Source organism: Phenylobacterium sp. (assembly GCF_041916435.1).
Classification (GTDB): domain Bacteria; phylum Pseudomonadota; class Alphaproteobacteria; order Caulobacterales; family Caulobacteraceae; genus Phenylobacterium.
The window spans coordinates 117,537-137,959 of record NZ_JAYRZM010000002.1 but is presented as its reverse complement, the minus strand read 5'-3'; the positions used below and the strand labels follow the sequence as shown (position 1 = coordinate 137,959).

General features: G+C 71.0%; 17 protein-coding genes. 11 read left to right on the top strand and 6 right to left on the bottom strand.

Annotated features, from left to right (window positions below; genetic code table 11):
• Nucleotides 1-16: 16 nt before the first annotated feature.
• Complete coding sequence (locus ACE3TA_RS05590; protein ID WP_374571375.1) at nt 17-1,249, bottom strand: hypothetical protein; 1,233 nt, start codon at nt 1,247-1,249, stop codon at nt 17-19.
• A 140-nt stretch (nt 1,250-1,389) separates the two neighbouring features.
• Between ACE3TA_RS05590 and cobT the strand changes: the two genes are divergently transcribed.
• Together cobT and ACE3TA_RS05580 are read left to right on the top strand one after the other, a co-directional pair.
• The gene (cobT, locus tag ACE3TA_RS05585; RefSeq protein ID WP_374571373.1) at nt 1,390-3,339 is read left to right on the top strand and encodes a cobaltochelatase subunit CobT; all 1,950 of its coding nucleotides are present in this window, start codon (nt 1,390-1,392) and stop codon (nt 3,337-3,339) included.
• Nucleotides 3,336-4,337, top strand: coding sequence for an esterase-like activity of phytase family protein (locus ACE3TA_RS05580; protein ID WP_374571371.1), 1,002 nt, complete (start codon nt 3,336-3,338; stop codon nt 4,335-4,337). The genes cobT and ACE3TA_RS05580 overlap by 4 nt, the downstream gene beginning before the upstream one ends.
• Nucleotides 4,338-4,428: 91 nt before the next feature.
• Here the strand turns inward: ACE3TA_RS05580 and rpmB are convergent, their stop codons facing one another.
• Nucleotides 4,429-4,722, bottom strand: coding sequence for a 50S ribosomal protein L28 (gene rpmB / locus ACE3TA_RS05575; protein WP_374571369.1), 294 nt, complete (start codon nt 4,720-4,722; stop codon nt 4,429-4,431).
• Between the two features lie 303 nt (nt 4,723-5,025).
• Nucleotides 5,026-6,819, bottom strand: a complete 1,794-nt coding sequence (locus ACE3TA_RS05570) for a DUF4153 domain-containing protein (protein WP_374571367.1) — start codon at nt 6,817-6,819, stop codon at nt 5,026-5,028.
• Between the two features lie 126 nt (nt 6,820-6,945).
• Between ACE3TA_RS05570 and ACE3TA_RS05565 the strand changes: the two genes are divergently transcribed.
• The 4 genes from ACE3TA_RS05565 to ACE3TA_RS05550 all read left to right on the top strand — a co-directional run bounded on the left by ACE3TA_RS05565 (nt 6,946) and on the right by ACE3TA_RS05550 (nt 10,757).
• Nucleotides 6,946-7,590 (top strand): TetR/AcrR family transcriptional regulator, encoded by a 645-nt coding sequence (locus ACE3TA_RS05565; RefSeq protein ID WP_374571365.1) that lies wholly within the window; start codon nt 6,946-6,948, stop codon nt 7,588-7,590.
• The gene (locus ACE3TA_RS05560; RefSeq protein ID WP_374571363.1) at nt 7,587-8,561 is read left to right on the top strand and encodes an HlyD family secretion protein; all 975 of its coding nucleotides are present in this window, start codon (nt 7,587-7,589) and stop codon (nt 8,559-8,561) included. Before ACE3TA_RS05565 ends, ACE3TA_RS05560 begins: the two co-directional genes overlap by 4 nt.
• On the top strand, nt 8,558-9,475 hold the full coding sequence (locus tag ACE3TA_RS05555; protein WP_374571361.1) for an ABC transporter ATP-binding protein: 918 nt from the start codon (nt 8,558-8,560) through the stop codon (nt 9,473-9,475). The genes ACE3TA_RS05560 and ACE3TA_RS05555 overlap by 4 nt, the downstream gene beginning before the upstream one ends.
• 133 nt (nt 9,476-9,608) lie before the next feature.
• A complete protein-coding gene (locus tag ACE3TA_RS05550) occupies nt 9,609-10,757 on the top strand; it encodes an ABC transporter permease (protein ID WP_374571360.1) in 1,149 nt (382 codons plus the stop codon).
• A 6-nt stretch (nt 10,758-10,763) separates the two neighbouring features.
• On the opposite strand, the gene ACE3TA_RS05545 is transcribed toward ACE3TA_RS05550, so the two are convergent.
• Nucleotides 10,764-12,593, bottom strand: a complete 1,830-nt coding sequence (locus ACE3TA_RS05545) for a DUF885 family protein (RefSeq protein WP_374571358.1) — start codon at nt 12,591-12,593, stop codon at nt 10,764-10,766.
• 164 nt (nt 12,594-12,757) lie between these two features.
• Between ACE3TA_RS05545 and ACE3TA_RS05540 the strand changes: the two genes are divergently transcribed.
• The 5 genes from ACE3TA_RS05540 (at nt 12,758) to ACE3TA_RS05520 (ending at nt 18,765) form a co-directional block, all read left to right on the top strand.
• Nucleotides 12,758-14,590, top strand: a complete 1,833-nt coding sequence (locus ACE3TA_RS05540; RefSeq protein WP_374571356.1) for a DUF885 family protein — start codon at nt 12,758-12,760, stop codon at nt 14,588-14,590.
• 121 nt (nt 14,591-14,711) lie between these two features.
• Entirely contained in the window at nt 14,712-17,252 is a 2,541-nt protein-coding gene (locus ACE3TA_RS05535) for a helicase-related protein (protein WP_374571355.1), read from the top strand.
• Nucleotides 17,249-17,530 (top strand): RNA-binding S4 domain-containing protein, encoded by a 282-nt coding sequence (locus tag ACE3TA_RS05530; protein ID WP_374571353.1) that lies wholly within the window; start codon nt 17,249-17,251, stop codon nt 17,528-17,530. The genes ACE3TA_RS05535 and ACE3TA_RS05530 overlap by 4 nt, the downstream gene beginning before the upstream one ends.
• Nucleotides 17,531-17,638: 108 nt before the next feature.
• Nucleotides 17,639-17,980 (top strand): ferredoxin FdxA, encoded by a 342-nt coding sequence (fdxA, locus tag ACE3TA_RS05525; protein WP_374571351.1) that lies wholly within the window; start codon nt 17,639-17,641, stop codon nt 17,978-17,980.
• A gap of 275 nt (nt 17,981-18,255) precedes the next feature.
• Entirely contained in the window at nt 18,256-18,765 is a 510-nt protein-coding gene (locus tag ACE3TA_RS05520; RefSeq protein WP_374571349.1) for a CarD family transcriptional regulator, read from the top strand.
• A 68-nt stretch (nt 18,766-18,833) separates the two neighbouring features.
• Here the strand turns inward: ACE3TA_RS05520 and ACE3TA_RS05515 are convergent, their stop codons facing one another.
• Together ACE3TA_RS05515 and ACE3TA_RS05510 are read right to left on the bottom strand one after the other, a co-directional pair.
• A complete protein-coding gene (locus ACE3TA_RS05515) occupies nt 18,834-19,190 on the bottom strand; it encodes a response regulator (protein ID WP_374571347.1) in 357 nt (118 codons plus the stop codon).
• Nucleotides 19,187-20,326, bottom strand: a complete 1,140-nt coding sequence (locus ACE3TA_RS05510; protein ID WP_374571345.1) for a sensor histidine kinase — start codon at nt 20,324-20,326, stop codon at nt 19,187-19,189. The genes ACE3TA_RS05515 and ACE3TA_RS05510 overlap by 4 nt, the downstream gene beginning before the upstream one ends.
• Nucleotides 20,327-20,423 lie beyond the last annotated feature (97 nt).

Here is a 20,423-nt window from a genome sequence, read left to right as displayed (position 1 = left end):
CGGCGGGCCGGCCGCCTCAGGCCGCCAGCACCGGCAGCGCGCCCATCGGCTGCATGCGCCCGCCGATGGGCTCGGTCTGCATGCGGCACACCGCCGGGCCGGTGACGAAGGGCACGTGCAGGGCCACGCACGCCTCCAGCTCCTCGCGTGTGCGCACGTTGGTGACGGCCGGCCAGATCTTGCGCTCCTTGTAGATCGGCAGGCGCTCGGCGAAGCGCTTGAGCACGGCCAGGCGCTGGGCGCGGCCGCCGTCCGGCAGGGTCAGGGTGACGCTGGTCACCGCCCGCTCCTGCAGCTTCTCGATCTGGAAGGCCGGATCGTTGGTCCGCAGATCGACGGAGGTGAAATACTTCTCCAGCGTGGCCCGCAACTGGGACAGGGCGCCGAACGCCGGGTCGCGGGGCACGTCGTAGACCGCCGCCGCGAGCTGGTTGCGGCGGCTCTGCGGCAGGCGCTGGAACATCTGCTCGTAAGCCGCCCGCTGCGTGGCGTGGATGATGTTGGTGTAGCAGACCGGGAAGTAGAGCATCGTGCCGTGGCCGCCCTCCTCCAGGAGCTTGATGCCGGCGTCGATGCAGTCGGAATCGAACTTGAGCGGATCGGGCGGCATGTGGGCCAGGCCTTCGACCAGGCTCAGGTGCGAGCGCGCCGTGCCGGGCGTGGAGCTCATCACGTCGCCGACGAAGAGCTGGCGGCTGGTGAAGTAGATGCCCTGCACGCCGTTGAGCTGCGGCATCACCAGCACCGGGCGCTCGATCGCCTCGTCGATCACGCCGCCGATGCGCCGCCATTGCGGGCCGCGCTCGCGTTCGCCGTCGTCTTCCTCGTCGGGCTCCGCGCGCCGGGCCGAACTCGGCACGATGTGCGTCAGCCGCCCGCCGGGCGGCAGCCGGTCAGGATCGGCGACGGCCTCCATCATCGCCTCGCCGCCCAGGCCGGCGAAGGCGGTCACGGCGTCCGGCGTGCCCTCGAACAGCAGCAGGGAGACGTCGCCGGAGTCCCGCTCGCCGAACAGCTTGATCTGCAGCTCGTCGGCCAGGCGCGTCAGCTCCTCGGGGTCCAGTTCGTCGGCCCGCGGATCGGTGAGCAGGAAGGTATAGTGGTCCAGCGCCTCGAAGCGGCGCGGCCAGAGCCACCGTGTCTCAAGGTAGGCCGAGCTGAATTTCGCCACGAGCGGGCCGAGGACGGACGGCGCCAGCCCGGTGCGGTCGTTCTCGAGGGCGACCCTTAGACAAGCGATGGAGGTCAACGGTGACTCCGTTGGCGGCCCAGAAGATTCAAGTAGCTAAAGGCGTAAGGTGAACTTCGGGTTGCATCGGGTCAGCGACGCAACGTCGCACGCCATTGGGCGCTTTCCAGAGCCTCCGGCCGCGCGCTATGAGATGAACCATGGCCAAGAACCCTGAAAGCCCGACCGAACCGTTCAAGCGCGCCTTGGCCAACGCGGCGCGATCGCTGGCCGAGACGCCGGACCTGGAGATCGTCTACTCCGGCGAGGGCCCGCAGCTTCAGGGCAACCGCGCGGTGCTGCCGCACCCGCCCAGGGACCTGTCGCCCGCCGAGGCCGCGCGCATCCGCGGCCTGGCCGACCAGATGGCGCTGCGCATCGCCCACCATGACGCGGCCAGGCACGCCAAGGGCCGGCCGAGCTCGGCGCTGGGCGCGCCGATCTACGACGCCCTGGAGCAGGCGCGCGTCGAGGCCCTGGGCGCCAACGCCATGGGCGGCGTGCGCGAGAACCTAAAGGCCGTGCTGGACCACCAGTACGCCCGCAAGGTGTTCAATCCCGTCGAGGCCCAGGCCAATCCGCCCTGGGCCGAGGTCGTCTCGCTGATGGCGCGCGAACGCCTGACCGGAGAGCCGCCGCCGGACATGGCCAAGCCCATGGTCGACATGTTCCGCGCCGACATCGAGGCCAAGGCCGGCGAGGACCTGGACAAGCTGGCCGAGGTGGTCGACGATCAGCGCGCCTTCGCCAAGCTGGCGCGCACCATCCTGCGCGACCTGCAGATGGGCGACGACCTGTCCGACGCTCCCGACCAGGCCGACCAGGACGAGGAGTCCGGCGAGGACGGCGAATCCGAGGCCGCCGACGACGGCGACGAGGGCGAAGGCGAAGGCCAGTCGCCCCAGCAGGCGGCCATGGACGACAGCGAGGCCACCCATCGCGAGAGCGAGGACGCCGACAGCGAGATGATGTCGGCCGAGGAGGACCCCAACGCCGAGGACGCCGAGGAGCCGCCCGACATGGGCGAGGGCGACCAGCCCGCCCGTCCCGACCTGAAGGGCGAGGGCAAGGTGGCGACCTACAAGGTCTTCACCACCGCCCACGACGAGATCATCGCCGCCGAGGAGCTGTGCGAGGCCGAGGAGCTGTCGCGCCTGCGCGCCTATCTGGACCAGCAGCTCGCCAGCCTCTCCAACGTGGTCTCGCGCCTGGCCAACAAGCTGCAGCGCAAGCTGATGGCCCAGCAGAACCGCTCCTGGAGCTTCGACCTGGAGGAAGGGATCCTCGACGTCGCGCGCCTGACCCGCGTGATCATCGATCCCACCGCCCCCCTCTCCTTCAAGGAGGAGGAGGACACCGAGTTCCGAGACACGGTCGTCACGATCCTGATCGACAATTCCGGCTCCATGAGGGGACGTCCGATCATGGTCGCCGCGGTCTGCGCCGACATCCTGGCCCGCACGCTGGAGCGCTGCGGGGTGAAGACCGAGATCCTCGGCTTCACCACCCGCGCCTGGAAGGGCGGGGCCAGCCGCGAGGACTGGCTGAAGGCCGGCAAGCCCGCCCAGCCGGGGCGGCTGAACGACCTGCGCCACATCATCTACAAGGCCGCCGACGCGCCCTGGCGGCGCGCGCGCAAGAACCTGGGCCTGATGATGCGCGAGGGCCTCTTGAAGGAGAACATCGACGGCGAGGCGCTGATCTGGGCGCACCAGCGGCTCCTGGGCCGGCCTGAGCAGCGGCGCATCCTGATGGTCATCTCCGACGGCGCGCCGGTGGACGATTCGACCCTGTCGGTGAACTCCGGCCACTACCTGGAGCGCCACCTGCGCGAGGTGATCACCGAGATCGAGACCAAGAGCCCGGTGCAGCTCATCGCCATCGGCATCGGCCACGACGTGACCCGCTACTACCGGCGCGCGGTGACCATCGTCGACGTGGAGCAGCTGGCCGGCGTGATCGTCGACCAGCTCGCCGAGCTGTTCGACGAGGAACCGAAGAAGGTCACCCGCCGCACGGCCTCGCTGCTGCAGCCGCCGCCCTCGACCCAAGGCCCGCAGGGATCGACCCGGGGCTCGACCTTCAAGGAAGTGCGGAGAGCCACCGCGTGAGGCGTGACGGCGTGCGGCGGCCGGGCGTGAGGCGATCGGGGCCGATCGCGGCGGTCTTCGCCCTCGCCGCCTTCGCCTGCGCGCCGACGCCGCCGCCGGCCCTGCCCGCCGCGCACGTGGCCGCCGGCCCCGGCGTGACGATCGCGGCCGAACCGATCCCGCTGAACCCGCAGGACCCGGCGCAAACCAGCCAGGGCGACTTCCGCTACGCCGGGGGCTTGGCGCTCACCTCGCCGGACACCTCGCGCCTGCACGGCATGTCGGACCTGTGGATCGGCGCGGACGGCGCGCTGGTCGCCATCGGCGACGAGGGCGATCTGTTGCAGGCCCGCATCCGCCTGGACCCCCAAGGCCGCCTCGTCGGCGTGACGGACGGCAGGCTCGCCGTGCTGAAGGGCCTCGACGGCCAGCCGCTGCAGGGCAAGGAGAATTCCGATTCCGAGGGGCTGGCGATGATGCCGGACGGCGACCGCCTGATCAGCTTCGAGGAGCACGACCGCATCTGGCGCTATCCGGCCGACGGCTCGCCGCCCAAGCCCGCGCCCATGCCCGAGGCGACGTTCCCGTTCAACGGCGGGATGGAGGGCCTGGCCGAAGACCCCTATGTCGCGCCCGACGCCTATGTGGTGGGCGGCGAGGATTCGGGACGCACCTGGACCTGCCGGCTCTCGGCGGCCTGCGTCGAGGGCTTCACGGTTCCGCTGTCGGACGGCTTCAAGCTGTCGGCGATGACGCCGCTGCCGGACGGGCGCATGGCCTATGTGCTGCGCGCCTGGGACCCCGTGCGCGGCAGCCGCATCACGCTGGCCATCTACGGCGCGAACGGGCCGATCGACCGGCTGGACCTGGCCCGGCCGCTGAGCGTGGACAATTTCGAAGGCGTCGCCGCCCGCCCGGCGAGCGACGGCTCCATCCGCTTTTATTTGATTTCAGACGATAATTTCTCGAGCTCCCAGCGCACGCTGTTGCTGGCGTTCGACTGGAGCCCCAAGCGCTGAGGCGGAACTGCCCTGCCGGACGAGGCCGGAGCGCAACGAAAAAGGCCGGCGCGAGCGCCGGCCTCTTCGCTTGAAGAAGGTCCGAGGAGCCTCAGGCCGCCTGTTCGGCGAGCTTGGCCTTCACCTGCTTCTTGATCTTCAGGGCGCGCGGCGAGAGGTTCTCGTCGCGGGCGCCGACCAGGAAGGCGTCCAGCCCGCCCTTGAAGTCCAGCGTGCGCAGGGCCGCGTTGGAGATACGCAGCTTGAACGACTGGCCGAGGGATTCGGACTGCAGCGTGGCCGGCGACAGGGCCGGCAGGAAACGACGCTTGGTCTTGATGTTCGAGTGGCTCACATTGTGGCCGACCATCGGACCAACGCCCGTGAGTTCGCAACGGCGCGACATGGTGTTCAACCCTACGCGTGGAAAATCGATTGCGCGGACGGAGCCGCGCGGGAGGGCGCGATATAGGCGAAACCCGCGCTCGACGTCAAGGCGAGGCCGCACCCCCCGCTCACAATGGCCGCGCCGGCGCGAACCCGATTGTGGTTAATCGCAAATCAACTACAATCTCTAGTATGGAACAAATCCCGAATCGGGCCGAGTCAGTGATTCGGTCCTGATTCGTTTCGTGCGTGTTCCGCCAATTAACCAAGCTCCATTAATCCGCCCTCGAACGGAGCGCCCGCAGGCCCCGCGACGGGCCGCTCAGCGCTTGGCCGGCGCGACTCGATCGCCGCCCTTCGCGGCGCTTTCGGCGGGCGGGCAGGCCGACGCCGGCGCGATGGAAAGACGCCGGCCGCCGACCTCGAGCTGGCCGAAGCGGAGCGGCGGGGCGACCTTCACCGCGCCCGCCTCGAAGGCCGCGACGTCTTCGCGGCAGCCGGGCCCCGAGACCTCGGCCGCCGCCGTCCAGCGCCCGGCGTCCTCCACGTAGAGCTTGCGCTCGGTCGGCCCCAGGAAGACCACGTCGTCGCGGCCGTCGCCGTCCACGTCGGCCACCATCGCCAGGCAGCGCTGGAAGACGCCCCCGGCCTCGCGCGGCGGCGCGCATCCGCGGAAGGGATCGTCCTTGGCGGTCCAGGCCTGCTGCAGGAAGCTCGCCGGCAGCGCCTTGGCCCCGGCGACGGTGACCAGCGCGGCGCGGTCGGCGACGGCCGGCTGAACGGCTCCGTCGCCGGCCTCCGGCGCCTTGAGCGCCTCGGCCGCGCGCCGGGCGATCTCGGCCGCGCCGGGCCCAGACTTGCGCGCCGCCAGCGCCTTGAGCGCGCTCATCCCCGCCGCGCCGGCGCGGCGGCGCAGGAACGCATAGTCGAACCCGGCCGGGGAGACGGCGCCGGCGTCGAGGCGATGGAGCTGGTCCTGCACGGACAGCCGGCGCGGATCGGCCAGCGGCGACATCAGCGCCAGGAGCACGGCGACGGCGAGGTAGGCGGTGACGACGTTGGTCGGCTCGATCCGCCTCAGCCATCCGCGCCGCGCGACGGCGGCCAGCAGGTAGCCGACTCCGAAGGCCGCCCCCACGACGACGCAGGCGGCCGCGGCGACCCGCTCGGGGGTCAGGCCGTGCTGGCCGATGCGCAGGGCCACGGCGTAGGCGGCGATGGCGACCAGCGGCGCGACGATGACGCAGGCCAGCCGCGCGGCCCACTTCAACACGGCCGGCACGTCGTCGCGCCGTCCGTCCTGGTAGGCGGCGTTCGTCAGGATGATGAGCGCGGCGGCGGCCGACAGCACCACGCCCGCGGCGCTGCGGGTGTCCCACAGCGGCCTCAGCCCGGTGAATGGCAGGGCGGCGAGGAACGCCGCGCAGAACAGGGCCATCAGCGGCAGGAGCCAGGAAAGCAGGGCCAGCGCCACGGTGCGCACCCCGCGCACCAGGCTGGCGCGCATGTCGGTCAGATGGACCCCGGCCGCGAAGGCCGTCGTGGACACCGGCATGGCGAACCAGTGCTCGGTGATGGTCTTGCGCACCTCGTCGAGGCCGATGATCGCGAACAGGGTCGCGCCCAGGTGGAGCAGCGCCCACAGGGCGGCGACGAACAGGCCGCAAAGGGCCAGCCGCACGCCGTTGGTCCAGGTGAGGTCGAAATAGCGGACGTAGGCCGCGCGCCAGCGCCGCTCCTGGTCGGCCGGCTCGATCAGGTGGTGCAGGATGAAGAGCGCTGCGGCGGTTCCGCCGACGAACAGCGGCCAGGGCGTGCGGTCCATCAATTGGTCGCCGCCGGTCGCGGCGGCGTAGGCGCCCACGCCCCCGGCCAGCGCCGCGGCCGCCGCCGTCCAGGCGAGCAGCGGACCCCGGCGCATCGCGCCCAGCCCGGCCAGCAGCACGAACGGCGTCAGGGCCGCGACCGCCCGCAGGGCGGCGAGCCAGGGAGCGACCGGCCGCCCCGCCGCCGGCGCGAGCCGGTCGAACAGCAGATAGAGCAAGACGCCCTGGACCAGGCCGATCGCCAGCCTCGTCCATCCGGCCCGCGAGGTCCGCATCTCCAGATCGCCCATCCGCGCTCGTCCCCTCGCCTCGCCGCATAGTGGCGGCATCGCCGGACCAGGCCAAGCCGCCAGCCTTGCCGCCAACGCGGGATCCGACTATAGATAACTGACCAGTCAGTTATTTGAGGACCCCCGATGCTCCCCGTCGGCGAGCCGAAATTCCGCAGGCGCAAGGCCGACCGGCCCGACGAGATCGTCGAGGCGGCGCTGCAGGTGTTCGCCGCCAAGGGCTTCGCCGCCGCCCGGCTGGACGACATCGCCGCCCGCGCGGGCGTCTCCAAGGGCGCGCTCTATCTCTACTTCGCCACCAAGGAGGAGATCTTCCGCGCGGTGGTGGAGCTGGCCATCGCGCCGAATCTGAAGGGCGTGCTGGCCATGGTCGCGGCCCACCCCGGCCCCTTCGCCGACCTCGTCGCCCAGTTCACCGCTCGCATGGCCGAGGTGGTGGAGAATTCCCCGGTCGGCCGGGTCGCCAAGATGGTGATCGGCGAGGCGCAGAACTTCCCCGCCCTGGCCGGCGTTTGGCATGACGAACTGGTCGCCCCGGCGCTCGGCGCGGTGGCCGGCGCGATCGCCGCCGCCCAGGCCCGCGGCGAGGTCAGGCCCGGCGATCCGCGCGCCTACGCGCTGTCACTGGTCGGCCCTATGCTCCTGGGGGCGATCTGGCGGGAGACCTTCGTGCCCGTCGGCGCCGAACCCTTCGACCTTTCCGGCCTGGCGCGGCAGCACGCCCAGGCGATCCTGACCGGCATGCTCACCAACGAAAGCCGCGCCGCATGAGCCCGCAACGCCTGCTCGTCCCCGTCCTGGTCGTCGCCGCGGCCGTGCTGGTCGCCGTCGTGGTCCTCGTCCCCAGGCTGTCCAGGCCGCACGTGCTTTCCGGCTATGTGGAGGGCGAGCCGCTCTACATGGCCCCGCCGGTCTCCGGCACGGTGACGCAGATGCTGGTGCAGCGCGGCGACCGCGTGGCCGCCGGCCAGAAGCTGTTCGTGGTGGACACCTCCCAGGTGGGCGGCGCCCGCGACGAGGCCGCCGCCCAGGTCGCCGCCGCCGAGGCGCAGGCGCAGGACGCCCGCAAGGGCCAGCGGCCGGTGGAGCTGGCCGTTTACGACGCCAACATCGCCGCGGCCGACGCCAAGGTGCGCGACGCCGCCGCCGTGCTGAACCGGGTGCGCCCGCTGGTGGCCCAGGGGGTCTACGCCCCGGCCAAGCTGGACGACGCCAAGGCGACCTACGACTCGGCCGCCGCGGCCGCCGCGGCCGCGCGCAAGCAGCGCCAGGCCGCCGCCCTCGGCGCGCGCGAGGACCAGATCCGCGCCGCCGACGCCCAGGTGCGGCTGGCCAAGGCCAACCTGTCGGCCACCAGCGCGCGGCTGTCCGACGCCGGGCCGATCGCCCCCGGCCCCGCGCGGGTGGAGGACGTCTTCTACCAGGCCGGCGAATGGGCCATCGCCAACCAGCCGGTGCTGGCGCTGTTGCCGGACGATCGGGTGAAGCTGCGCTTCTTCGCCCCGGAGAAGAGCGTGGCGCTCTACCGGCCGGGCGAGACGGTGCGCTTCTCCTGCGACGGCTGCCCGCCGGACCTGACGGCCAAGATCACCTATGTCAGCCCGCGCGCGGAGTTCACCCCGCCGGTGATCTACAGCCGCGAGGCGCGCGACCGGCTCGTCTACATGGTCGAGGCTAGGCCCTCGACGCTGCTCAACCCCGGCCAGCCGGTGGACGTGACGCCGCTGGAGCCCAAGTCGTGACCCTGGCCATCGACGTCAAAGGGCTGAACAAGAGCTTCGGCGACAAGCACGTGGTGCAGGACGTCGAACTGCAGCTCGAGGAGGGCCGCATCTGCGGCTTCCTGGGGCCGAACGGCTCGGGCAAGACCACCACCCTGCGCATGCTCTGCGGCCTCTTGACCCCCGACAGCGGTGAGGGCCGCTGCCTGGGCTTCGACATCCTGGCCCAGTCGGAGGCGATCAAGCGGCGCACCGGCTACATGACCCAGCGGTTCTCGCTCTACGAGGACCTGACCATCCAGGAGAACCTGCAGTTCACCGCCCGGGTCTACGGCCTGGACCGACGGCGCGAGCGGGTGGCCGAGGCGCTGCGCGGCCTGGGGCTCTACGAGCGGCGCAACCAGTTGGCCGGCGCGCTCTCCGGCGGCTGGAAGCAGCGCCTGGCGCTGGCCACCGCCACCATGCACGAGCCCAAGCTGCTGCTGCTCGACGAGCCCACCGCCGGGGTCGATCCCAAGGCGCGGCGCACCTTCTGGGACGAGATCCACAAGCTGTCGGCGACGGGCCTGACCGTGCTGGTCTCCACCCACTACATGGACGAGGCCGAGCGGTGCCATGAGATCGCCTACATCAGCTACGGCAAGCTGATCGCCCGCGGCACGGCCGAGAGCGTGATCGAGCAGTCGCACCTGGTCACCCTGCACGGCGAGGGGCCGGGCATTGACCGGCTGTCGGCCGAGATCGCCGCCCGGCCCGGCGTGGAGATGGCCGCCCCCTTCGGCGCGGCGCTGCACGTCAGCGGCCAGGACAAGGCCGCCCTGGAGGCCGCCATCGCGCCCTGGCGGCGCGAGCCGTTCCACTGGAAGGAGGTGGCGCCCACGCTGGAGGACGTCTTCATCCACCTGATGGGCCGCTCGCAGGACAACTACCAATGAGCCCGTCCCACCTTCCCGCTCATCCCAGCGCAGGCTGGGACCCAAGCGGCGTCGGCCTTCGCGCGGCGATGACCGGGACAAGCCGCGAATTCAGCTTGGATCCCAGCCTGCGCTGGGATGAGCGGCGCCGGCCATGAGCGCGTCCGACAACGACGGCTTCTCCGGCGGCCGCATCGTCGCGGTGATGGTCAAGGAGTTCAAGCAGCTCACCCGCGACCGGCTGACCTACGCCATGATGCTGGCGATCCCGATCATCCAGCTCCTCCTGTTCGGCTATGCGATCAATTCGGAGCCGCGCCACCTGCCAACCGCCGTCCTGGTGCAGGAGGACAGCGTCTTCGCCCGCTCGATCCTGGCGGCCATGAAGAACAGCGCCTACTTCGACCTGGTCGCCCAGGCGCGCACGCCCGCCGAGCTGAACGAGATGATCCGCAAGGGCCAGGTGCAGTTCGCCGTGACCATCCCGGGCGACTTCACCCGCCGCCTGGTGCGCGGCGACAACGCCCAGGTGCTGGTGGAGGCCGACGCCACCGATCCTTCGGCCACCGGCGGGGCCGTCGCGGCCCTCGCCGCCCTGCCGCAGCAGGCGCTGGCGAACGACCTGAAGGGCGCCCTGGCCTCCAAGGCGCAGTCGGCCGCCCCGTTCGAGGTGGTCGTGCACCGCCGCTATAATCCCGAGGCCATCACCGCCTACAACATCGTGCCGGGCCTCTTGGGCGTGATCCTGTCGCTGACCCTGGTGATGATGACCGCGCTCAGCGTCACCCGCGAGAACGAGCGCGGGACGATGGAGTCGCTGCTGGCCACGCCCGTCCAGCCCATCGAGGTGATGGTCGGCAAGCTCGCGCCCTATGTGCTGGTGGGCCTGATCCAGACGGTGCTGATCCTGGTCTTCGCCAAGATCCTGTTCCACGTGCCGATGAGCGGCGGCTGGTTCGCCCTGGTGCTGGGCATCGCCCTGTTCATCGTCGGCTCGCTGGCCCTGGGCTTTCTGATCTCCACCGTGGCCCGCTCGCAACTGCAGGCGATGCAGATGAGCTTCTTCTACATCATGCCGTCGATCTTGCTTTCGGGCTTCATGTTCCCGTTCCGCGGCATGCCGGGATGGGCCCAGGCGCTGGGCGAGATCATCCCGGTCACCCACTTCCTGCGGGTGGTGCGCGGCGCCCTGCTCAAGGGCGTCGGCCTGGCCGACATGTGGCGCGAACTCCTCGCCCTGGCCGCCTTCGTCTGCGCGGTGACGGCCCTGGCGATGGTCCGCTACCGCAGGACGCTGGACTAGCCGGCGCTACGCCGCCTTCGTCGCGGCGATGTAGCGGTCGATCACGGTGGAGAGCACGGTCAGCGGGCAGCCGCCGGTGGTGACCACCGCGTCGTCGAAGTCGCGGATGTCGTACTTCGGCCCCAGCGCCTGTTTGGCCTTGGCCCGCAGGCGCAGGATCTCGCTGTGGCCCACCTTGTAGCCGCAGGCCTGGCCAGGGCTGGCGCAATAGCGGTCGACCTCGGAGGTGATCGCGCCCTTGGAGCGGCCGGTCGCCGAGGTCATCCAGTCGATCGCCTGTTCGCGGCTCCAGCGCTTGTCGTGCAGGCCGGTGTCGACCACCAGGCGCGCGGCGCGGAAGCGCAGGGCCTGGAAGTAGCCCAGCCGGCCGAACGGATCGTCCTTGTAGAGCCCCACCTCGTCGGCGAGCTGCTCGGCGTAGAGCGCCCAGCCCTCGATGAAGGCGTTGAAGGCCATCAGCGAGGCGATGGTCGGGATCTCGTCGTGGCGTTCGGCCAGATAGGCGCCCTGCCAGGCGTGGCCGGGGATCGCCTCGTGCATGGTCAGGCTCGACAGGGTGTAGCGCGGCCAGTTCCCCGTATCGGCCAGGTTCACGTAGTAGATCGCGGGCCTGGAGCCGTCGAGCGAGGCGAAGTTCATGTAGCCCAGCGCCGCGCCGGCCTCGATCTCCTTGGGCACCGGACGCACCTCCACCGGCGCCTTCAGGTTCAGCTTGGAGAGCTTGGACATGTAGGGCCGGATCGCCGCCAGCCGCCCGCGCAGATAGGTGAGCAGCTCGGCTCGCCCCGCGTCGGTGTTGGGATAGACGAAGCGCGGGTCCTTGGTCAGCGCGCCCATGCGCTCGCCCACCGTGCCCTGCGTCATTCCCTGGCTCTTCAGGATGGCGTCCATCTGCGCGTCGATGGCCGCGCCCTGGTCCAGGCCCATCTGGTGGATCTCGGCGGCGCTGAGATTGGTCGTCGTGCCGACCTTCAGCGACCAGCCGTAGTAGTCGCCGCCCTTGGGCAGGCGCCAGACGCCGGCGTCGTGCCCGGCCTGAGGCTGGATCGCCTTGAGCGCGGCGATCTGGCGATCGAGCGCGGGGAAGACCTTGTCGGCGACGATCCTGGACGCCGGCGTCGCATAGTCGCCCTCGATCCCCTTGGCCTTGGCGCGCTCGACCAGCGAGCCCACCAGCCGCGTATCCCCCGCCGGCTGGCCGCGCAGGGCCTCCACCTGGCTGAGCGTGGTGGCCAGGATGAAGTCGGGCGGAACCACCCCGGCCGCGGCGTCGGCGGCGATGCGGGCGTTCTCCTGGTCGAGCACCTCGGCGAAGGCGGAGAGGCGCGAGAGGTAGGCGTCGGCGTCGGCCTTGGCGTTGATCCCGTGCTGGGAGTTCAGGAACTCCGGCACGAAGGAGACGGCCCCGTTCTGCTGGCTGACCACATAGGGGTTGGCGTAGTCGATCCCGTAGGAGAACTCGCCGCCAGCCGCGCCCAGCTCCTGGGCCGCGACGACGGTGTCGTAGGTGGTGGTGTCATGGGCGTTCAGCCCGCCGCGGTCGATCGCCTTCAGCCGCTCGCGGCGGGCGGCGTAGGCGGCCACCTGGGCGCTCCGCCCGGCGGCGGAGGCGTCGGAGAGCTGGCTTTTCAGGCCGGCGCGCGCGCCCACGTCCAGGCCGAGCGAGGTGGCGGTCTCAGGCGACTCGGCCAGCATCTCGTCGACGAAGGCGTCCAGCAGCGCCGCCAGCTTGGGGTCGGCGACGGGGCCGTCGGCGGCCAGCGCCAGGCGCGGCAAGGCGCCGGCGAGGCCGGCTGCGGCGGCGGACAGGAGGAGACGGCGGCGGTCGATGTTCATGGCGGAGGCGCCTTCGGCGTAACAGGAAAGGCGGGACCGTAGCGCCGCGTGACGCCGTTTCAAGGCGGCTTCAATTGGATTACGGCGATTTAAGGGGCTAAGCGTCGCCGCGCGGCGTAACACTCCGCGCCAAGAGTTACGGGACAACCGGGAGGGGATTTCCCATGCAGAACCGCCGTGAGCTGTTTTCCACCGCCGCCGCCTTCGGGCTGGCGGCCCTGGCGCCGAAGCTGGCGCGCGCCGCCGACGCGCCCACGGGCGAAGCGGCCAAGATGTACGCCTTCTTCGACAAGGCCATGGCGGAGACCTTCCGCCGCACGCCGGAGTTGCCGAGCTACCTGGGCATCGACAAGGGCGTCCTGGCCTGGACCAAGTCGGAGCTGTCGGACTTCTCGCTCACGGCCCTGGCGGAGAACAAGGCGCGCAACACCGAACAACTGAAGACCCTGCACACCATCGACCGCAAGCAGCTCTCGGGCATGGACGCGGTCAACTACGACACCGTCGACTTCGTGCTGTCGGTGCAGAAGGACGGCGACGACAAGTTCCAGTACGGCGGCCAGGGCTCGGGCGCGCCCTATGTGATCTCCCAGCTCACCGGCGCCTATCAGCAGATGCCGGACTTCCTGGACAACCAGCACACCATCGAGACCAAGGAAGACGCCGACGCCTACATGGCGCGCCTGGAGTCCTTCGGCCGGCTGATGGACCAGGAGGTGGAGGTCGCCCGGCACGACGTGGCCCTGGGCGTGACCCCGCCCGACTTCGTCCTCGACAAGGCCATGACCCAGATGAAGGCCTTCCTGGACTACGCCGCGGCCGACGCGCCGGTGGTCAAGAGCATCGTGCGGCGCACCGCCGAGAAGAAGATCGACGGCGACTGGGCCAAGGAAGCCGAGGCGCTCTACATGGAGAAGGTGCGGCCGGCCCTGGCGCGCCAGCACGCCTTCCTGGAGGGCCTGCGCCCGAGCGCGGTGCACGACGCCGGCTGCTGGCGCCTGCCCGACGGCGGCGAGTACTACACCGTCTCCCTGAAGAACTACACGACCTCCGACATCGGCCCGGAGGAGATCCACAAGCTGGGCCTGGACCTGTGCAAGAGCCTGAGCGCCGAGGCCGACGGCCTGATGAAGAAGGCCGGCTACTCCAAGGGCACGGTCGGCGAGCGCTACCGCGCCCTCTACACCGACCCCAAGCAGATCTATCCCAACACCGACGCGGGCAAGGAAGAGCTGCTGGCCAAGCTCAACGAGCAGGTCAAGGAGGTCACCAAGAAGCTGCCTGAGTGGTTCGGCCAGCTGCCCAAGGCGCCGCTGGAGATCCGCCGCGTGCCCAAGGCCATCGAGGCCGGCGCGCCGGGCGGCTACTACAACTCGCCCTCCCTGGATGGGAAGCGGCCGGGCATCTACTGGATCAACCTGCGCGACACCTCCGAGGTGCCCGCCTGGACCCTGCCGACCCTGACCTACCACGAGGGGATTCCCGGCCACCACCTGCAGCTCTCGCTGAACAACGAGGCCGGCGACCTGCCGCTGATCCGCAAGGTGATCGGCTTCTCCGGCTACAGCGAGGGCTGGGCGCTCTACGCCGAGCAGCTCGCCGTGGAGATGGGCATGTACGACCACGACGTACTCGGCCACATCGGCCAGGTGCACGACGCCCTGTTCCGCGCCGTGCGGCTCGTGGTGGATTCCGGCATGCACTACAAGCGCTGGAGCCGCGAACAGGCCCTGAAGTTCTACGTCGACACCATCGGCGACAAGGAGGCCGCCGCGATCACCGAGATCGAGCGCTACTGCGTGTGGCCCGGCCAGGCCTGCAGCTACATGGTCGGCAAGATGACCTGGCTGGACGCCCGGGCGCGGGCGAAGAAGGCGCTCGGCCGCAAGTTCGACATCCGCAAGTTCCACGACGCGGGCCTGTTGGCCGGCGGCACGCCGCTGATCGTGCTGGACAAGGTGATCGACAACTACATCGCCGCGGCCAAGCAGGGCTGACCGGCGAGGGGCGGGCGCCGGGCGCCCGCCCCTTCCCCCTTCGGCGGGCATCTTCGCGTGCATGGCCGCCTGACGCGCGCCGAGGCTTGCGGGGCCTCGATTCCCGCCCCACCTTCGGGCCATGAGCGACCGTCCCACCGGTCAAGCGCCCGCCCGCCTGGTGGCGGTGCTGGGGCCGACGAACACCGGCAAGACCCACCTGGCCGTCGAGCGCATGCTCGGCCACGCCTCGGGCATGATCGGCCTGCCGCTGCGCCTGCTCGCCCGCGAAATCTACGACCGGATCGTCAAGCTGCGCGGCGCCCGCTCGGTGGCGCTGATCACCGGCGAGGAGAAGATCGTCCCGCCGCGCGCCGTCTATTTCGTGTGCACCGTCGAGGCCATGCCGCTGTCGCGCGAGGTCGAGTTCCTGGCGGTGGATGAGATCCAGCTCTGCGCCGACCCCGAGCGCGGCCACGTCTTCACCCACCGCCTGCTGCACGCCAGGGGCAAGTACGAGACCATGCTGATGGGGGCGGCGACCATGGCGCCGCTGGTGCGCGCCCTGTTGCCCCACGCCGAGATCGTCGCGCGCGAGCGGTTCTCGGCGCTCACCTACGAAGGCTCCAAGAAGCTCACCCGCCTGCCCCGGCGCTCGGCCGTGGTCGCCTTCTCGGCCGACCAGGTCTACGCCATCGCCGAGCTGATCCGCCGCCAGCGGGGCGGGGCGGCCGTGGTGATGGGCTCGCTTTCCCCCCGCACCCGCAACGCCCAGGTCGAGCTCTACCAGTCCGGCGAGGTCGACTTCCTGGTGGCCACCGACGCCATCGGCATGGGCCTGAACATGGACGTCGACCACGTGGCCTTCGCCGGGCTGCGCAAGTTCGACGGCCGGCGCACCCGCTGGCTGCACCCCCAGGAGATCGGCCAGATCGCCGGCCGCGCCGGGCGCTTCCGCCGCGACGGCACCTTCGGCGTCACCGGCGAAGCCGTCGAGATGGACCCTGACCTGGTCGAGGCCGTCGAGCACCATCGCTTCGAGCCGGTCGGGGCGGCCGAATGGCGCAACGCCAAGCTCGACTTCTCCAGCCTGCCCAACCTGATGGGCTCGCTGGCCAGGCCGCCCGAGCGGCCGGGGCTGAAGCTCTCCGCCGAGAGCCTGGACGAGATCACCCTGCGCCAGCTCGCCGCCGACCCGGACGTGGCCCACCGCTGCCGCGACCGCCAGGCGCTGATGCGGCTGTGGGACGTCTGCCAAACGCCGGACTTCCGCAAGACCTCGAACGAGGAGCACCTGCGCCTGGCCCGCGAGTTCTTCGGCTGGCTGACCAGCCGCGACCGCAAGATCCCCGAGGACTGGATGGCCGGCCAGTTCAAGCACCTGGACCGCGCCGACGGGGAGATCGACACCCTGTCCAGCCGCCTGGCCAGCGTGCGCACCCTGGCCTATGTCGCCAACCGCCCCGACTGGCTGGCCGACGCCGCCGGCTGGCAGGGCCGCACCCGCGCCCTGGAGGACCGGCTCTCCGACACCCTGCACGAGCGGCTGATGGCCCGCTTCGTCGACCGCCGCACCAGCGCCCTGATGCGGGCGCTGCGGGTGCGCGAGGACGTGCTGGCCGGGGTCGGCCCGGACGGGGCGGTGACCGTCGAGGGTCACTACGTGGGCCGCCTGACCGGCGTCGCCTTCGAGGCCGCCCAGGGCGGCTCGCTCTTGGAGGAGAAGGCCCTGCGCGCGGCGGCCAACGCCGCGGTGGCGCCGGAGATCGCCCGCCGCCTGGGCGCCCTGGCCGGCGAGCCGGACGAGGCCTTCGCCCTGACGCCGGACGGGGTGGTGCTGTGGCGCGGCGAGGCGGCGGGCGCCCTGGCCGGCGGCACGCCCTTCTCGCCCCGCGTGCGGCTCTACGGCGAGCTCGGCCCCGGCCACGCCCGCGAACGGGCCGCGCGGCGGCTGGAAGCCTTCGTCGCCGCCGAAGCCGGCCGCAGGCTCGCCCCCCTGCGCCGGCTGGAGGCCGCGGTCGCCGAAGGCCGCATCAAGGGCCTGGCCCGCGGCATCGCCTACCGGCTGATCGAAACCGGCGGGGTGCTGGACCGCGCCGCCGTGCGCGAGGAGACCCGCGCGCTCAGCCAGGTGGAGCGGCGGGCCCTGAAGGGCCTGGGCGTCAGGCTCGGCGCCTTCAGCCTCTACCTTCCGGGCCTGATGAAGCCCGCCGCCATGCGCTTCGCCCAGGCCTTCGCCGGCGGCGCCTGGCGCCCGCCCACGGACCGGCCGAGCCGCCTGCCCGATCCGGCGCCGGCCCCGGCGGCCCTGTCCGCCTTCGGCCTGCGGGCGGCCGGCCGCCTGGCGGTTCCGGTGGAGGCGCTGGAGCGGCTGGACGAGCTGCTGCGCGGCGCGCCGAAACAGGGCCAGGCGGTGCTGTTCTCCGACCAGGCGCGCGAGGAGCTGGGCTGGAGCGCGGACGAGACGCACGCGATCCTGCGCGCCGTGGGCTTCCTGCCGGCCGGCAAGGCCGCGCCCGGCGAGCCGCAGGCCTGGCGCCGCCGCGGCGAGCCGCGCAAGCCCCAGGCGGCCAAGGCGCCCGCCGCCTCGCCCTTCGCCGCCCTGGCCGCGCTGAAGGCCGCCCCGCCGCGCAAGCCGCGCGCCGGACGCCGCCGCCGCAAGGCCGCGGGCGCGGCCCGATGAGCGAGGACTCCTGCCGGGTGGACGTGTGGCTGTGGCGCGCCCGCTTCTTCAAGACCCGCACCCTGGCGGCCAAGTTCGCCGACGACGGGCGGGTGCGGCTGACCCGCTCGGGCCAGGAGAGCCGCATCGACAAGTGCTCGCGCGCGATCAGGGTGGGCGACCAGCTCGTTTTCGCCGTCGGCGGCCGGCTGATCGCGGTGGCGGTCGAGGCGCTCGGCGAGCGGCGCGGGCCCCCGGCGGAGGCCAGGGAGCTCTATTCGCCCTTGCAGATATCCTGAACAGCGCATGCGGCGCAGGGCCGCTATGAGGGGCAAGACGTTGACAAGGCGGGCTGCGCCCGCAAAAAACCCGCGCCCCAAACGGACGCGACCGGAGTCGAAGGTGCGATGACGTACATCGTGATGGATCCCTGCATCAAATGTAAGTTCATGGATTGCGTGGAGGTCTGTCCGGTCGACTGCTTCTATGAAGGCGAGAACTTCCTGGCCATCAATCCGGACGAATGCATCGACTGCGGGGTCTGCGAGCCGGAGTGCCCTGTCGACGCGATCAAGCCGGACACGGAGGATGATCCGGACGGCAAGTGGCTGAAGATCAACGCCGAATACTCGAGGGTCTGGCCCAACATCACGGTCAAGGGCGATCCTCCCGCCGACTCGGCGGACTTCGAGCGGGAAACCGGCAAATACGAGAAGTACTTCAGCGAGAAGCCCGGCAGCGGTTCCTGACGCGCCGCGGCAACCCTTTCTTTCGGCGTGCTTTTATGCTATCGTTACAAACGATGTGGCGATAGGCGTTCCGCGCTCGCCCGTCATTCCTGCAGAAGAGCCGCTCCCGGCCGACAAACGCCTGAAAATGGCGAAGGTGTTTTAGAGGTCAATTCCGCACCAGAGGCATGAACGACCGCGGGTCCTTAAATCCCGGGAGCGCTGTCCTGTCCTCTGGAGCCGACCCAAACAACCGTTCGTCGGGAGCTGGATGGGATTTTTGAAGAGGACTCGCGATGAGCAAGAACGGTCTGGATTTCTCGGTCGGTGATCACGTCGTCTACCCGGCGCATGGCGTTGGGCAGGTGCAGGGGATCGAGACCCAGGAAGTCGCCGGCCTCAAGCTCGAAGTCTACGTAATCACCTTCGACCATGAGAAAATGACCCTGCGCGTGCCCACCGGCAAGGCGAAGACCGCCGGCCTGCGTCCGCTGGCGGAGGGCAATGTGGTGAGCCAGGCGCTGACCACCCTGAAGGGCCGCGCCCGGGTGAAGCGCACCATGTGGAGCCGCCGGGCCCAGGAATACGAAGCCAAGATCAACTCCGGCGACCTGATCTCCATCGCCGAGGTCGTGCGCGACCTGCACCGCGCCGAGAACCAGCCTGAGCAGTCCTATTCCGAGCGCCAGCTCTATGAATCGGCGCTGGACCGCATGGCCCGCGAAGTCGCCGCGATCGAGCAGATCGACCGCGAGGCGGCGATCATCATCCTGAACAAGTCGCTGGTGAAGGCGGTGGCGGCCTAAGGCCCCGCGCCACGACGAACAACGCAACGCCCGGCCTCGCGCCGGGCGTTTTCGTTTGCGCCGCCGCCTCAGGCGCGGGCGAAGGTCTCCAGCGCCGCGCCGAGCCTGGCCAGATCCACCGGCTTGCGGATCACCATGGCGCCGGGGAAGCGCTCGCCCGGCAAGGCGCCGTAGCCGGTGGCGAAGACGAACGGCACGCCCTTGGCCTCGAGAGCCTCGGCCAGCGGGAAGACCAGCTCGCCGCTGAGGTTGACGTCGAGCAGCGCCCCGTCGACCGCCCGATTGCGCTCGGCGAGCCAGGACATGGCCGGGGCCAGCGCGCCGAACGAGGCCACCACCTCGCAGCCGAGGTCGGCCAGCATGTCCTCCATGGCCAGAGCGACGAGGCTCTCGTCCTCCACCAGCAGGACCCTGGTCGAGCTCATGCCAGCTCGAGCCTGGCGGACAGGGGAACGTCCAGGCGGAAGCAGACGCCGCCGGGCTGGAAGTCCAGCCGCCCCTCCCCGCCCAGTTCGCGACCCAGGGCGCGCTCCAGCAGGCGCGAGCCGAAGCCGCGGCGCGCCTCGTCCAGGACGGCGGAGGGCGGCGGGCCGCCGCGCTCGCTCCAGACCAGCTCCAGGCGCCGCTCGGCCGCCGCCATGTCCACGCGCCAGCTCACCTCCACGCGCCCGCCGGGCCGGCTGAGCGCGCCGTGCTTGCCCGCGTTCACCGCCAGCTCGTGAAAGGCCATGTGCATGGCCACCGAGGTTTCCGGCGCCAGGGCCATTTCCGGACCGCAGGCGCTGATCCGCTCGCCGTCGACGCCGCCGAAGGCCGCCAGCGACTCCTCCAGCACCGCGCGCAGGCTGGCGCGGCCCCAGCCCTCGCGCGTCAGCAGCTCGTGCGCGTCCGACAGGGCCCGCAGCCGGCCGCTGAAGGCCTCCACGAAGGCGGCCGGCGAGGCGGCCATGCGCAGGGTCTGGTCGGCGATCGACTGGACCGAGGCGAGCGTGTTCTTGCAGCGGTGGTCGAGCTCGCGCAGCAGGAACTTGCGCCGCTCCAGGGTCTCGTTGAGCGAGGCGTACATCCGCGCGTTCTCCAGCGCCGCGGCGGTGGCGCGGGCCATCACCTCAAGCTTCTGGATCTCCTCGTGAGTGGGATGGCGCTCCACCGACCAGTAGGCGCCGATCGCCGCGATCGGATCGTGACGGCGCACCGGGGTCATCACCAGGCTCTTGACGAAGGTCGGCCGGTAGGCGTCGTGCGGGATGCGGTCGTCGACGTAGATGTCGGGGATCACGGCGGTCTGGGCGTTGAGCATGGTCCAGCCGGAGATGCACGCCGTCAGCGGAAAGCGCCGCCCCTTCCAGAGCGGGCCGATGGCGTCCTCGTCCAGGTACCAGCACTTGTCGCCGTCGCGCAGCACGAAGGCCACCCCGTCGGCGCCTGAGATGCGCCGGGCCGAGGAGCGGACCACGGCGGCGATCTCATCGACGGTGCGCGCTTCCGACAGCCCCTCGATGGTCTCCACCAGGGTGAACAGGGGGTCGGCGTCGGCTCGTTGTGGCGCGGCCACATTCATCGGCGTCTTCCTCCGCCAGGCGGTCGCCGGAGTCGGCGCACGCAGTGCGCGAGAAATCTGAAATGATCACCCTGCGCCTGCAAGCCCTACGAATTGA